Genomic DNA, 14,386 nt, shown 5'->3' with positions numbered 1-14,386 from the left:
TTTTTGCCGTCAGAGTTTTACCAACTCACGCTTGGGGCTGCTCCAGTTGAGGTGATATTTCTCCCCCGCCGGGGTATCGGTGCGCTCAAAGCTGTGGGCACCGAAGTAATCCCGCTGGCCCTGCAACAGGTTCGCCGGCAGGGTTTCACAGCGGTAGCCGTCGTAATAAGCCAGTGCCGAGGTGATGCAGGGTGCAGGTACCCCGGCGAGCACGGCACCGGACACCAGGCGGCGCCAGGCCTGCTGCGACTGGTTCAGTGCCGAGGCAAAACGCTCATCCAGCAGCAGATTGCTCAGCTGCGGCTCGGCCTCAAAGGCCGACATGATGGATTGCAGGAAGGTGGCGCGTATGATGCAGCCGGCGCGCCAGATGCTGGCGATGGCGCGGAAATCCAGGGTCCAGCCCTGCTCTTTGGCGTGCATGGCCATCAACTGGAAGCCCTGGGTATAGCAGCAAATCTTGGCGCAATACAGGGCCTGTTCCAGATCCGCGATAAAGGCTTCGGCCTCCACCTGTCCCATGGGCTCAGCACCCTTGAGGCGGGTCGCCAGAGTCTGGCGCAGCGGCTTCTGGTTCGACAGGGCGCGGGCATAAACGGCCTCGGCTATGGTTGGCGCCGGGCATCCCACCTGCAAACTTGAGACTGCTGTCCACAGGCCTGTGCCCTTCTGGCCCGCCTTGTCGAGGATCATTTCCACCAGGGGTTTGCCGCTCAGGGGATCCTGCTGGCGCAGCACTTCGGCGCTGATTTCCATCAGGTAGCTGTTGAGCTTGCCCTGGTTCCAGCGCTGGAAGATATCGGCCACTTCGGTGGCACTGAGGCCCAGCACCTGGCTCAGCAACTGGTAGGCCTCGCAAATGAGCTGCATGTCGGCATATTCGATACCGTTATGCACCATCTTCACATAGTGGCCGGCACCGGCGGGGCCAATGTAGGCGGCGCAGGGCTCACCTTCACGCACCGGGTTACCGGGCTCAAGGCGCACCAGGGGCAGACCGGTTTGCGGGTCCACCTTGGCGGCGATGGCGCGCCAGATGGGAGCCAGGCGTTGCCAGGCGGCCTCGCTGCCGCTCGGCATCAGGGAAGGACCGAAACGGGCGCCCACTTCACCGCCGGAGACCGCCGAGCTGAAAAATACCAGCTTGCCTTGATAGTGGCGTTCACGGGCAACTGTGTCGGTCCACAGGCTGTTGCCCGTGTCTATGACTATGTCATCGGCCTCTATGCCTGCCTGGAGCAGGGCGTCACAGACACCGTCCACCGGACTGCCGGCGGGCACCGACAAGAGCAGCAGCCTGGGCTTGCTGAGACTTGCCAACAATTCGGTAATATTATTACAACCAACAAGGACTTGGGCGCGCCCCGGCACTTCAGTGGCGGCCTGGGAAACAGCGGCCTCAACCTTGGCCTGGTCCAGGTCAAAGGCGGCCACACGGTAACCATTGTCGACTATGTTGAGGGCAAGGTTCTTGCCCATGACACCGAGGCCGATAACCCCAATGTCTGCGAGAGCTGCGTGCTGTTGCATTGTTCTATTCCACGGGTCACAGAGACGGCGCCCGCTCAAACGGGCACCTTTATAGTTGGCGGCGATTATACGTGCCAATGTAAGTTAATTACCAGCAAACCGTTATCTTGCATACGTTTGAATTGGCTGCCATGCACACCGACATTTAAGCCTAAGCAGCGGAGCCGGATCTCACAACCCGGCAGAGGAATAGGCAAAACAGCCGTTGTTGGCGGCAAGTTTGCAGCCGCGCGGGGGATAAAAAAGTGCCGCCGTCCCTAGACTGAATTCGGGCGGCGGCACCAGGAGGAAGACTGAGAAAATCAGCTGTGCTCTTTCACCTGTGCTCTTTCACCTGTGCTCTTTCACCTGTGCTCTTTCACCTGGGAGTCCGCATAACCCAGTTTGCCGAGCACATGGCGCACCAGCTCCAGGGTGGCGGGATCTTCAATGGTGGCAGGAACCGTATAGGCCTGATTGTCGGCAATCTTGCGCATGGTGGCGCGCAAAATCTTACCGGAACGGGTCTTGGGCAGCTTGGGGATGGCGCTCACCAGCCTAAAGGCTGCCACCGGGCCAATTTCACTGCGCACCAGGGCCACCAGCTGTTGCCTGAGTTCATCATCGCCCAGAGTGACGCCATTTTTCAGCACCACCAGCCCCAGGGGCACCTGGCCCTTGAGTTTATCCTCGACACCTATCACAGCGGCCTCGGCCACCGCCGGATGTTGGCACAACACCTCTTCGAAGCGACCGGTGGACAGTCTGTGCCCCGCGACATTAATCACATCGTCGATGCGGCTCATGATGTACAGATAACCGTCCTCATCCATGTAGCCTGCGTCACCGGTCAGGTAATAGCCGGGATACATGGACAGGTAGCTATCGATATAACGCTGGTCATTTTGCCACAGGGTCGGCAGGGCACCGGGCGGCAGCGGCAACTTGATCACCACATTGCCGTAATCACCGGCGGCCACCTGCTTGCCGGACTCATCGAGCACCTGCACCTGATAGCCGGGCACAGGTCGTGCGGGAGAACCGGGCTTGATTGGCAGCTGGGCCACCCCCATCAGATTGCAGGCCACGGGCCAACCGGTTTCTGTCTGCCACCAGTGATCTATCACGGGTTTGCCAAGCTGCTGCTGGGCCCAGATCAGGGTGTCGGGATCGCAGCGCTCACCGGCAAGAAACATTTGCTTGAGACAGCCCAAATCCACGCCGCGCAGCAGCAGGCCATCGGGATCTTCGCGTTTGATGGCACGTATGGCCGTCGGCGCGGTGAAGAAGCTCTTCACCTTATATTTGGCTATGGTGCGCCAGAAAGCGGCGGCATCCGGGGTACCCACTGGCTTGCCCTCGTACATCAGAGTGGTGGCACCCACCAGCAGCGGGCCATAGACAATATAGGAATGGCCCACAACCCAGCCCACGTCCGAGGCGGCCCAAAAGATGTCACCGGCCTCGATGTCGTAAATGTGTTTCATCGACCAGGCGAGCGCCACCGCGTGGCCACCGTTGTCACGCACCACGCCCTTGGGCTGGCCCGTGGTCCCTGATGTGTAAAGAATGTAGAGCGGATCTGTTGCCTTGACGCTGACACAATCCGCGTCGGGCGCAGTTTGCATTGCCTGCTGCCAGTCGGCATCGCGGCCGGGCTGCAACTCGGCCTGATACTGGGGGCGCTGCAGGATAAGGCACTTGGCCACCTTGTGGCCGGCCTGGGCCAAGGCCGAGTCCAGCAAGGGCTTATAGGCCACAACGCCGGAGGGCTCGATGCCGCAGGAGGCCGACAGCACCATCACGGGTTTGGCGTCATTGATGCGGCTGGCCAACTCATTGGCGGCAAAACCACCGAACACCACTGAATGTATGGCGCCGATTCGGGCGCAGGCCAGCATGGCATAGGCAGTTTCCGGCACCATGGGCATGTAGATAACCACCCGGTCACCGCGCTGGACGCCCTGGCTGACAAGATAGCCCGCCAGGCGTTTTACCTGAGCGAGCAGCTCGTTGTAGCTGATGCTGTAGGCGGTCTCGGTGACCGGGCTGACGTAATGGATGGCGGTTTGCTCACCGCGTCCCGCCTCAACATGGCGATCGATGGCGTTATAACAGCTGTTCAACGCGCCATCTGTGTACCAGGAATACAGCGGTGAGCGGCTGTCATCGAGGATCTGGGTTGGGAAGCTGTCCCAATGGAGCAATTCGGCGGCAGCGCGCCAATACGTCTGCGGCTGTTCGCTGGCCTCGGTCCGCATTGCCTCGGCCGGATCCTGGATTGGACTTGTTGTGTGTGCCTGTGCTTGTGTATCTGTCATTGTCTGAACTCCTGTAACGCGGTGCCTGAACCAGTAACGACAGCCAAACTGCCGCCGCGGGCCACTCATGCCGCTTTCTACCACTGTCAGTTTTTAAGCCATTATTGTCCCGGGATGCGAAAAACCCCATTAGACCAAAGCCTATTTTTCAGCCGTTTCAGAGATGAGATACCGAGGGCGCGCCGGTAAACAGACAATAACTGGCAAGCTCTATTGACAGCGTGCCACAGGGGATTTGACCACTTGCTTTACCTTTACGTAAACTTCATATATCTTGCAAGAAAACCAGAGAAACCGGTGTCCAGATGAGCGCAAACCAGAGTCAACAAACCAGTTATTCCATCAGTGATCTGTCAAAAGAGTTTGATATCACTACCCGCAGCATCCGCTTTTATGAGGATCAGGGTCTGCTGAAACCCAAACGTCGCGGCCAGACCCGCATTTACAGCCTGAAGGACAGGGTCAGACTCAAGCTTATTCTGCGCGGCAAGCGCCTGGGCTTCTCGCTGGCCGAGACCCGTCGCCTGTTTGAACTCTACGACGCCGACAAGAGCAGCACCTCCCAGTTGCACACCATGCTGGATCTCATCGATGAGAAAAAGGCCGCGCTGCAACAGCAGATGGATGACATCAAGGTGGTGCTGATGGAATTGACCTCGGCCGAAACCCAATGCCGTGCCGCCCTGGAAGACGGTGGCAAGGCCAAGGCCTGAACCCATAAATACCAATAATAATCAGAATCAACCGACTACACAGACAGGACACAAGCCATGAGCCAACTGTACTCTAGCCTTAATTTTGGTCTCGGTGAAGACGTGGATATGCTGCGCGACGCAGTGTACCAGTTCGCCCAAGCCGAAATTGCGCCCATCGCCGCCAAGGTAGACCACGACAACGCCTTCCCCAACGAGCTGTGGCCCGTACTGGGTGACATGGGCCTGCTGGGCATCACGGTCAGCGAAGAGTTCGGTGGCGTCAACATGGGCTACCTGGCCCACGTGGTGGCCATGGAAGAAATCTCCCGCGCCTCGGCCTCCATCGGCCTGTCCTACGGCGCTCACTCCAACCTGTGCGTCAACCAGATCAACCGAAACGGCAACGAGGCCCAGAAGGCCAAGTACCTGCCCAAGCTCATCAGCGGTGAGCACATTGGTGCCCTGGCCATGAGCGAGCCCAATGCCGGCTCCGACGTGGTGTCCATGAAGCTGCACGCCCGCAAGGAAGGCGATCGCTACATACTCAACGGCAACAAGATGTGGATCACCAACGGCCCGGACGCCCACACCTATGTGATCTACGCCAAGACCGAGCTGGACAAGGGTCCACACGGCATCACCGCCTTTATCGTTGAGCGCGGCTTCAAGGGCTTCTCCCAGGCCCAGAAGCTGGACAAGCTTGGCATGCGCGGCTCCAACACCTGTGAACTGGTGTTTGAAGACTGTGAAGTACCGGAAGAAAACATCCTCGGCGGCCTGAACCAGGGCGTCAAGGTACTGATGAGCGGCCTGGACTACGAGCGCGTGGTGCTGTCCGGCGGTCCACTGGGCATTATGAACGCCTGTATGGACATAGTGCTGCCCTACGTGCACGAGCGGGTGCAATTCGGCAAGTCAATCGGTGAGTTCCAACTGATCCAGGGCAAGCTGGCCGACATGTACACCGGCATGAACGCTGCCAAGGCCTATGTCTACAACGTGGCCCGCGCCTGCGATCGCGGCGAAACCACCCGTAAAGACGCCGCCGGTGCCATACTCTACAGCGCCGAGCTGGCAACCAAGATGGCCCTGGACGCCATCCAGCTGCTGGGCGGTAACGGTTATGTCAACGAATACGCCACCGGCCGCCTGCTGCGCGACGCCAAGCTGTATGAAATCGGCGCCGGCACCTCGGAGATCCGCCGTATGCTGATCGGACGCGAGCTGTTCAACGAGACCAAATAAGCGAGGGAACGGGCCCTGCGGGGCCCGATTGCTATGGCCCGCCGCCCGGCGGGTATAAGCGACCATGGCCTGCACACTCCGACAGCCGCTCTTTCAAAGAGAAGCGTCACAGGCCAACAGTCAGTTGCCAGAAAAGGATACCCACAGTGAGCCAACTCGGTACCCGCGTGAATCCACGCAGCGATGAATTCAAACTTAAACAACAGGCGATGGCCTTTCTTGTGGCAGATCTGCAGCAAAAGCTGCACAAGATCGCCGAAGGCGGCGGTGCCGTAGCCATGGAACGTCACCTGTCCCGCGGCAAGCTGGCGCCCCGCGCCCGCGTCGACAAGCTGCTGGACCCGGGCTCGCCCTTCCTGGAGCTGAGCCAGTTCGCCGCCTTCGACGTTTATGACGAAGACGTGCCCGCCGCCGGTATCATTGCCGGTATTGGCCGGGTCAGCGGCGTCGAGTGCATGATCATCTGTAACGATGCCACGGTTAAGGGCGGTACCTACTACCCCATCACAGTCAAAAAACACCTGCGGGCCCAGGCCATTGCCGAGCGCTGCCACCTGCCCTGCATCTACCTGGTGGACTCGGGCGGTGCCAACCTGCCACGTCAGGACGAGGTTTTCCCCGACCGTGACCATTTCGGCCGTATCTTCTTCAACCAGGCACGCATGTCGGCCAAGGGCATCCCCCAAATCGCCGTGGTGATGGGCCTGTGTACCGCGGGTGGCGCCTATGTGCCCGCCATGGCCGATGAGTCCATCATAGTGCGCGAACAGGGCACCATCTTCCTCGCCGGACCACCGCTGGTCAAAGCCGCCACGGGTGAAGAGGTCAGCGCCGAGGAGCTCGGCGGTGGCGATGTGCACACCAAGATAAGCGGTGTAGCCGATCACCTGGCCCAGAACGACGAGCACGCCCTGGAGCTGGCCCGCCGCGCCGTGGAACGCCTCAATCACAAGAAGCAGATTGAGCTGATGCTGTCGCCGGTCAAGCCACCCAAGTACGACATTAACGAGCTGTACGGCATAGTCGGCACCGATCTGAAAAAGCCCTTCGACGTCAAGGAAGTCATAGCCCGCATCGTGGACGACTCGGACTTTGACGAATTCAAGGCCAACTACGGTGCCACTTTGGTGTGCGGTTTTGCCCGCATCCACGGCTATCCGGTCGGCATAGTGGCCAACAACGGCATCCTGTTCTCCGAATCGGCGCAAAAAGGCGCCCATTTCATTGAACTCTGCTGCCAGCGCAAGATCCCGCTGCTGTTCCTGCAAAACATCACCGGCTTTATGGTGGGCAAGAAGTACGAGCATGAGGGCATAGCCAAGCACGGCGCCAAGATGGTGACCGCGGTGTCCTGTGCCACTGTGCCCAAGTTCACCGTGATCATAGGCGGCAGCTACGGTGCCGGTAACTACGGCATGTGCGGCCGCGCCTTTGACCCCACCATGATGTGGATGTGGCCCAATGCCCGCATTTCCGTGATGGGTGGTGAGCAGGCCGCCGGCGTGCTGGCAACCGTGCGCAAGGACGGTCTGGCCCGCAAGGGGGAAACCATGACCGCCGAGCAGGAAGCCGCCTTCAAGGCGCCTATCATTGCCCAGTACGACAAGGAAGGTCACCCCTACCATGCCAGCGCCCGTTTGTGGGATGACGGTATTATCGATCCGGCCCAGACCCGCGACGTGGTAGGTCTGGCCCTGTCGGCCGCCCTCAACGCCCCCATAGAGGACACACGCTTTGGCGTGTTCCGCATGTAAGGAGACGGCCATGACTGAACTGATTTCCATCGAGGCCCTGTCAGCCACCTTCAGCACGGTACGCTGCGAACTCAAAGACGGTGTCGGCTACCTGATCCTCAATCGCCCCGAGGTGCACAACGCCTTCGACGAGCTGATGATCAGCGAGATGACCCAGGCCATCAACGCCTTTGCCCACGAGCGCGACTGCGCCCTGATGGTGCTGAAAAGCGCCGGCAAGCACTTCTCCGCCGGTGCCGATCTCAACTGGATGCGCAAGCAGGCCGCCATGGACTTTGAGGACAACCTCAAGGATGCCCGCGAACTGGCGAACCTGATGGACACCCTGGACCGCTTCCCCAAGCCGTCCATCGCCCTGGTGGGCGGTGCTGCCTACGGTGGCGCCCTCGGCCTTATCTGCTGCTGCGATATCGCCCTCGCCACCCCGGCGGCCAGTTTCTGCCTGTCCGAGGTGAAGCTGGGTCTTATTCCCGCCGTCATCAGCCCCTATGTGGTGCGCGCCATGGGCAACCGTGCCAGCCGCCGCTACATGCTGACCGCAGAGCGCTTCGATGCCGTCAAGGCATTGGAGCTGCAGGTGGTGAGTGAACTGGCCGAGGATCTCGAGGCTGCCGCCGCGCCCATCATAGCTTTGCTTAAAGCCAACAGCCCCCAGGGTATGGCCTGGTGCAAGACCCTGTTGACCCGCCTGCAGAGCGGCGTTATCGACGAGCACACCCGCGATTACACCAGCGAGCGCATTGCCCGCATCCGGGTCAGTGACGAAGGCCAGGAAGGTCTGAACGCCTTCTTCGACAAGCGTGCCCCGGCGTGGGTGGCGGACAAAGACAAGACGCGCGGATAATCGCGGTGAATGGAGCCAACTGAATGTTTACCAAGCTGTTAATTGCCAACCGCGGTGAAATTGCCTGCCGGATCATCCGTACCGCCAGGGACATGGGCATCAAGACCGTGGCCGTTTATTCCGATGCCGACCGTGACGCCCGCCATGTGGCCATGGCCGACGAATCCTTCTACCTGGGTGAAAGCGCCCCGGCCCAGTCTTACCTGCGCGGCGAGCTGATAGTGGATATCGCCCTCAAGGCCGGTGCCCAGGCCATCCACCCCGGCTACGGCTTCCTGTCGGAAAACGCCGACTTTGCCCGCCTGTGTGAAGCCAAGGGCATCGCCTTTGTGGGCCCGGGCTCCGACGCCATCGACGCCATGGGCAGCAAGAGTGCCGCCAAGCTCATCATGGAAAAGGCCGGTGTGCCTTTGGTGCCCGGTTACCACGGTGATGACCAAAGCAATGCCACCCTGGTGGCCCAGGCCAAGGCCATCGGTTTCCCGCTGCTGATCAAGGCCGCCTACGGTGGCGGCGGCAAGGGCATGCGCATAGTCGAGTCCGAGGCCGAAATTCAGGCCAATATCGACTCGGCCCGCCGTGAGGCCGCCTCCAGCTTTGGCAACGACAAGCTGCTGATGGAGCGTTACCTGCGTCAGCCACGCCACGTGGAAGTGCAGGTGTTTGCCGATACCCAGGGCAATGCCATTTACCTGTCCGACCGTGACTGCTCCATTCAGCGCCGCCACCAGAAGGTGGTGGAGGAAGCCCCGGCTCCCGGCCTGTCCGATGCCCTGCGCAAGCAAATGGGTGAGGCCGCCGTGGCCGCAGCCAAGGCCATCGATTATGTCGGCGCCGGCACTGTTGAGTTCCTTTTGGATAAGGACGGCAGCTTCTACTTTATGGAGATGAACACCCGCTTGCAGGTGGAACACCCTGTGACCGAGATGGTGACCGGCCAGGATCTGGTTAAGTGGCAGCTTATCGTCGCCAGTGGCGGCGCCCTGCCCCTCCATCAATCCGAAGTGCAGATTGTCGGTCACTCCTTCGAGGTGCGCATCTACGCCGAAGATCCCAACAACGAGTTCCTGCCCGCCAGCGGCAAGCTCACCTTCCTGCGCGAACCCGAGCATAGCCGCCATGTGCGCATCGACTCTGGCGTGCGTGAAAATGATGTGATCTCCAACTTTTACGACCCCATGATTGCCAAGCTTATCGTTTGGGATGAAAACCGCTCGCGGGCACTGTCACGCCTGCTGGGGGCGCTGGAGAGCTACCGCATCAGCGGCCTCAAGCACAACATCGAATTCCTGAGCAATATCGCCGAGCATCCGGCCTTCGCCTCCGCCGACTTCAGCACCGACTTTATCGGCCGCTACGGTGAGGCGCTGATAGGCGGCAGCCGCGACGACAGCGACACCGCCTTCAGCCTGGCCGTGCTGCTGCAACTCTTGCTGCGCGCCAGTCGTCAGGTAGTGCAACAAGGCAATCAGGATCCCTACAGCCCCTGGGCCAGTCTCGGTGGTTTCCGTCTCAACAGTCTGCGCAGTCATTCTGTGAGCCTGATTGACGACGAGCATCAGACCCGCCACGCCCTGGTAACCCAGGACGGCGACAGCTTCCGCCTGCCTTTGGGTGAAAGCGAACTGGTGCTATCCGGCAGCCTCTCAGGCGATCAGCTGCTGGCCGAGGTCAACGGTCATCGCAGCAAGGTGGGCTTCAATGCCGATGCCGATGGCCTGACCCTGTTCCTGCCGAGCGGCAGCTACCACTTCCGTGAAATCCAGGGCCAGGTGCTGGAAGAGTCCGCCAGCAGTGAGGACAAGCTCAAGGCACCGATGAACGGCACAGTGGTGGCCCATCTGGTGGCCATCGGTGACCAGGTCAGCGCCGGTCAGGGCCTGCTGGTGATGGAAGCCATGAAGATGGAATACACAATCGAAGCGCCCTTCGACGGTGTGGTGAGCGAGTTCTTCTTCGCCCCCGGCGAACTGGTGAGCGACGGCAGCCTTTTGCTGTCACTCACCGAGGAGGCTTGATATGGCCCTGCCAAAGAGCGTCAGCCTGTTTGAAGTGGGCCCCCGCGATGGCCTGCAAAATGAGAAAAGCGTCAGCACCGAGGCCAAAATAGCCCTGGTGCAGGATCTCGCCCATGCCGGTATCAAGCGCATCGAGGCCGCCAGCTTCGTGTCCCCCAAGTGGGTGCCACAGATGGCGGATTCCGCCGAGGTACTGAAAGGCATTCAAAGGCTGGACGGGGTGCGCTACAGCGCTCTCACCCCCAATCTCAAGGGCCTGGAACTGGCCCTTGACGCCGGCGCCTCCGAAGTGGCTATTTTTGCTGCCGCCTCAGAGGGCTTCAGCCAGAAGAACATCAACTGCTCCATAGAGGAGTCAATCGAGCGCTTTATCCCGCTGATGGAAAAGGCAAAAGCACACAATCTGCCGGTACGCGGTTACGTGTCCTGCGTGCTCGGTTGCCCCTATGATGGCGAGATTGCCGTCAGCGAAGTGGTGCGGGTGTCTGAAATTCTGTACAAACTGGGCTGTTACGAAATCTCCCTCGGTGACACCATAGGCGTTGGCACGCCGCTTAAGGCCCGTAAAATGGTCGAGGCCGTGGCCGCCAGGGTGCCGGTGGACAAGCTGGCGCTGCATTTCCACGACACCTATGGTCAGGCGCTGGCGAATATTCTCGCCTGCCTGGAAACCGGTGTCAGCGTGATTGATACCTCGGTGGCCGGTCTCGGCGGCTGTCCCTATGCCAAGGGCGCCTCGGGTAATCTGGCCAGCGAAGATCTCGTCTACATGCTGCACGGCATGGGCATAGATACGGGCGTGGATCTCAAGCGCCTTGCGGCGGCCGGTAATGCCATCAGCCAGGCGCTGGGCAAAGCCAGCGGCTCCAAGGTCGCCCGCGCTTTGGGTTAAAACGGCACAGAGCTGAGCAAGCGCTTTACAAAAGAATCAGAATCAATAAGCGGCGGTGGTGGCACAGCACCACCGCCAGATAAGCCAAATATAAGGAAACAACAATGGCAGGACTCTACAAGGTCGTCGACAGCTACGACCAGGCCCTGGCGGGCCTTACAGATGACATGACCATCATGGTCGGTGGCTTTGGCCTCTGCGGCATTCCCGAGGGCCTGATCAACAAGATGGTGCAAATGGGCGTCAAGGGCCTGACCGCCATCTCCAACAACGCCGGCGTCGATGATTTCGGCCTGGGTCTGCTGCTGCAAAACAAGCAAATCAGCACAATGATTGCTTCCTACGTGGGCGAGAACGCCACCTTTGAAAAGCAGATGCTGAGCGGCGAACTGAACGTGATCCTCACCCCCCAGGGCACCCTGGCCGAGAAAATCCGTGCCGGCGGCGCCGGGATCCCCGCCTTCTTCACCGCCACCGGTTACGGCACCCCGGTGGCCGAAGGCAAGGAAACCCGCGAGATCAAGGGCCGTCACTATGTGCTGGAAGAATCCCTGACCGCCGATTTTGCGCTGATCCGCGCCTGGAAGGCCGACACCATGGGCAACCTGGTGTTCCGCAAGACCGCCGCCAACTTCAACCCCATGATGGCCACCGCCGGTAAGATCACAGTGGTGGAAGTGGAAGAAATTGTTGAGCCCGGCGAGCTGGATCCCGACCACATCCACACCCCGGGCATTTATGTGCACCGCATCATCAAGGGTACCTTCGAGAAGCGCATCGAGCAGCGCACAGTGAAGCAGGCATAAGGGAGAACGCCATGGCACTTTCAAGAGAACAACTGGCCCAGCGCGTCGCCAAAGAGCTTAAAGACGGCTATTACGTCAACCTCGGCATTGGTATCCCGACCCTGGTGGCCAACTACATTCCCGAGGGCATGCAGGTGATGCTGCAATCGGAAAACGGCCTGCTGGGCATGGGTGAATTCCCCACCGAAGCCACCATAGATCCGGACCTTATCAACGCCGGCAAGCAAACGGTCACCGCAGTCAAGGGCGCGTCCTTCTTCTCCAGCGCCGAGAGCTTTGCCATGATCCGCGGCGGTCATGTGGACCTGACGGTGCTGGGCGCCTTCGAGGTAGACGTGGAAGGCTCCATCGCCTCCTGGATGATCCCCGGCAAGCTGGTCAAGGGTATGGGCGGCGCCATGGATCTGGTGGCCGGTGCCGACAACATTATCGTCACCATGATGCACGCCGATAAGTACGGCAACTCCAAGCTGCTGCCCAAGTGTGAACTGCCGCTGACCGGCTTTGGCTGCATCAAGCGCGTATTGACCGATCTGGCCTTTATCGAAATCAAGGACGGCGCCTTCCACCTGCTGGAACGCGCCCCCGGCGTCAGCGTTGAGGAAATCGTCGCCAAGACCGCCGGCAAGCTGATAGTGCCCGAGCACGTGCCCGAGATGACCTTCTAAGGCGCTTTCGTATAAAGCGCTTTCATATAGGCCGCTTTCACATAAGGCGCTTGCAAGCACTTTGAAAACACCCGCAATCGCGGGTGTTTTTTTATGGCTATGTCCCAGTTGTGTGTTGCATGGGGTGCCCCAGCGCCTCATGCAGGCAATGTCTGATATCAACCCCCTTCCCGTAGCGTTCCAACATCCTGCGCCAGCCCAAATAGTTCACCAGATAGCGAGTCGCCACGCCATAGAACCGCGCCATCCAGGCCTTCAGTCGATGGTGGTATCCGTTTACGTGCTGGATGTGGTACGCACCAATCACACGTTCACCATGACGATGGTGTACGACCTGATGCGTAATTCCCTGCGATCGGCTGAAACTGGCATAAACTCCAGCGCCATCGCTACACAACACCGCGTCCGGGGCAATAAGCGATTTCAACACCTCAGCCACCGCCCTGGCATTCATCTTCTCCAGCTGAAAATCTGCATGGTGGCCAGCCCGGTCTTGTACCACCATCACCGGAATATAATCCGGGCCGGTTCCACGGGTTCGCCCTTTGCCACCCCGGCGTCTTGCCGGCCTGGGTAATCCCCGCATCCCCTTGAACGACTCAAGGAAGAAGGTGTCATCCACCTCCACAATGCCCTCTTCCTGTGTCGACTGATGGGTGGCCATCGCTTTCAGGAAGCGATGGCGCCACAGGAAAGCGGTGTTTTTACTAACCCCGCAGTAGATGGCGGCCTGACGGACGGTGAGCCCCTTGATGAGAGCGTCAGCATAGTCTTCCCAGCACTGGGCTTTACGCAATCTGGCCAAGGGGGTCTTGCTGAGGACGGTACTGGTGCGCCGACACTGCTTGCAACGGTAGCGACGCAATTCCCGACTCCAGCCCCAAGGTGCCAGCTGAGCAACATCAGCCTGACAATGGGGGCAGCCATGGCAAGCCGGTAACTGGGTACTCAAAGACGCTATGGCATGCGGCGCCGTGAGCTCATGCTGAGCAACACGCCGCTGGCGCTGAGAGAGTTGTGAAAAGAGGGACAACAGGTGCTGAAAGGCAGGAGTATCCATGAGGGAAATCCTCAAATTGATGACCTGCTACAAGCTTAGCCTTCCAACACATAATTTGGACATAGTCTTTTTTATCCGCTCAGAACCAGTTGTTTCAGCCAGTTAAAACTTGTTAAGCGACAGTTGTTAAGCAACTGATATTTAGGTAATCTTTCACACGCTGTTTCGGTTGCCACACCGCCGAAAACAAAAAGGCCCAGGCCAAGGATAACAACTCAGGGAAGGCGCTTTTTGCCCCGCATTATCCCCGCCACCTTAGCGGTAATAAAACCCTCCAAGGGAAAGCCTTAACATATTGTTTTACATAACTTAGATGCCATTGAAAACCAAAGGCGTCCTGCGGTAGCCATGCCGCTTGCCGACTCCTGTGCTGCCTGAATGTCAACCAGTTTTCCTCTGTACAGGAAAAATTCCCAATGTTATTGCCAATGGCAAAAGCGCAAGCACGGTTTTATGCATTTCATGGCAAGGTTTCATAGAGCTAACCAGACTATTTTCTATATAAATCTATTGCTTAAATTAACATCAAATTCAGATAACAGGCTGTTAAAAAGTGCAAAGCGTGCCGGCGCGC

The 14,386-nt window shown here is 59.3% G+C and carries 11 protein-coding genes; 8 read left to right on the top strand and 3 right to left on the bottom strand.

Annotation, left to right across the window (positions count from 1 at the left end; all coding sequences use genetic code 11):
* Positions 1-9 precede the first annotated feature (9 nt).
* The gene (gene gndA / locus JYB84_RS05700) at positions 10-1,530 is read right to left on the bottom strand and encodes an NADP-dependent phosphogluconate dehydrogenase (RefSeq protein ID WP_207322464.1); all 1,521 of its coding nucleotides are present in this window, start codon (positions 1,528-1,530) and stop codon (positions 10-12) included.
* Between the two features lie 344 nt (positions 1,531-1,874).
* Positions 1,875-3,770 carry a propionyl-CoA synthetase gene (locus JYB84_RS05695; RefSeq protein WP_407696027.1) on the bottom strand — a complete coding sequence of 632 codons (1,896 nt, stop codon included), beginning with the start codon at positions 3,768-3,770 and terminating at the stop codon, positions 1,875-1,877.
* 365 nt (positions 3,771-4,135) lie between these two features.
* Between JYB84_RS05695 and JYB84_RS05690 the strand changes: the two genes are divergently transcribed.
* The 8 genes from JYB84_RS05690 (at position 4,136) to JYB84_RS05655 (ending at position 12,752) form a co-directional block, all read left to right on the top strand.
* Positions 4,136-4,543 (top strand): MerR family transcriptional regulator, encoded by a 408-nt coding sequence (locus JYB84_RS05690; protein ID WP_207322462.1) that lies wholly within the window; start codon positions 4,136-4,138, stop codon positions 4,541-4,543.
* A 57-nt stretch (positions 4,544-4,600) separates the two neighbouring features.
* The gene (locus JYB84_RS05685; RefSeq protein ID WP_207322461.1) at positions 4,601-5,770 is read left to right on the top strand and encodes an isovaleryl-CoA dehydrogenase; all 1,170 of its coding nucleotides are present in this window, start codon (positions 4,601-4,603) and stop codon (positions 5,768-5,770) included.
* Between the two features lie 146 nt (positions 5,771-5,916).
* The gene (locus JYB84_RS05680; protein ID WP_207322460.1) at positions 5,917-7,524 is read left to right on the top strand and encodes a carboxyl transferase domain-containing protein; all 1,608 of its coding nucleotides are present in this window, start codon (positions 5,917-5,919) and stop codon (positions 7,522-7,524) included.
* 10 nt (positions 7,525-7,534) lie between these two features.
* On the top strand, positions 7,535-8,368 hold the full coding sequence (locus JYB84_RS05675; RefSeq protein ID WP_207322459.1) for an enoyl-CoA hydratase-related protein: 834 nt from the start codon (positions 7,535-7,537) through the stop codon (positions 8,366-8,368).
* 23 nt (positions 8,369-8,391) lie between these two features.
* On the top strand, positions 8,392-10,386 hold the full coding sequence (locus JYB84_RS05670) for an acetyl/propionyl/methylcrotonyl-CoA carboxylase subunit alpha (protein ID WP_207322458.1): 1,995 nt from the start codon (positions 8,392-8,394) through the stop codon (positions 10,384-10,386).
* Position 10,387: 1 nt separating this feature from the next.
* Complete coding sequence (locus JYB84_RS05665) at positions 10,388-11,278, top strand: hydroxymethylglutaryl-CoA lyase (RefSeq protein ID WP_207322457.1); 891 nt, start codon at positions 10,388-10,390, stop codon at positions 11,276-11,278.
* A 104-nt stretch (positions 11,279-11,382) separates the two neighbouring features.
* Positions 11,383-12,084: a CoA transferase subunit A gene (locus tag JYB84_RS05660; RefSeq protein WP_207322456.1), complete on the top strand. Its 702-nt coding sequence runs from the start codon at positions 11,383-11,385 to the stop codon at positions 12,082-12,084.
* Between the two features lie 11 nt (positions 12,085-12,095).
* The gene (locus JYB84_RS05655; protein ID WP_207322455.1) at positions 12,096-12,752 is read left to right on the top strand and encodes a CoA transferase subunit B; all 657 of its coding nucleotides are present in this window, start codon (positions 12,096-12,098) and stop codon (positions 12,750-12,752) included.
* A 97-nt stretch (positions 12,753-12,849) separates the two neighbouring features.
* Here JYB84_RS05655 and JYB84_RS05650 read toward each other — a convergent pair whose 3' ends face one another.
* Positions 12,850-13,812, bottom strand: coding sequence for an IS1595 family transposase (locus tag JYB84_RS05650; protein ID WP_207322454.1), 963 nt, complete (start codon positions 13,810-13,812; stop codon positions 12,850-12,852).
* Positions 13,813-14,386: the final 574 nt, after the last annotated feature.

It is taken from the genome of Shewanella cyperi, from assembly GCF_017354985.1.
GTDB lineage: Bacteria > Pseudomonadota > Gammaproteobacteria > Enterobacterales > Shewanellaceae > Shewanella > Shewanella cyperi.
The sequence above is the reverse complement of the archived record's forward strand: the minus strand, read 5'-3'. Positions and strand labels throughout refer to the sequence as shown.

Bases quoted from the DNA above. Each gene is read 5' to 3' on its own strand.
- JYB84_RS05670 (WP_207322458.1), top strand. From the start codon at position 8,392: ATGTTTACCAAGCTGTTAATTGCCAACCGCGGTGAAATTGCCTGCCGG.
- JYB84_RS05650 (WP_207322454.1), bottom strand. From the start codon at position 13,812: ATGGATACTCCTGCCTTTCAGCACCTGTTGTCCCTCTTTTCACAACTC.
- JYB84_RS05685 (WP_207322461.1), top strand. From the start codon at position 4,601: ATGAGCCAACTGTACTCTAGCCTTAATTTTGGTCTCGGTGAAGACGTG.
- JYB84_RS05660 (WP_207322456.1), top strand. From the start codon at position 11,383: ATGGCAGGACTCTACAAGGTCGTCGACAGCTACGACCAGGCCCTGGCG.
- JYB84_RS05655 (WP_207322455.1), top strand. From the start codon at position 12,096: ATGGCACTTTCAAGAGAACAACTGGCCCAGCGCGTCGCCAAAGAGCTT.
- JYB84_RS05675 (WP_207322459.1), top strand. From the start codon at position 7,535: ATGACTGAACTGATTTCCATCGAGGCCCTGTCAGCCACCTTCAGCACG.
- JYB84_RS05695 (WP_407696027.1), bottom strand. From the start codon at position 3,770: ATGCGGACCGAGGCCAGCGAACAGCCGCAGACGTATTGGCGCGCTGCC.
- JYB84_RS05665 (WP_207322457.1), top strand. From the start codon at position 10,388: ATGGCCCTGCCAAAGAGCGTCAGCCTGTTTGAAGTGGGCCCCCGCGAT.
- gndA (WP_207322464.1), bottom strand. From the start codon at position 1,530: ATGCAACAGCACGCAGCTCTCGCAGACATTGGGGTTATCGGCCTCGGT.
- JYB84_RS05690 (WP_207322462.1), top strand. From the start codon at position 4,136: ATGAGCGCAAACCAGAGTCAACAAACCAGTTATTCCATCAGTGATCTG.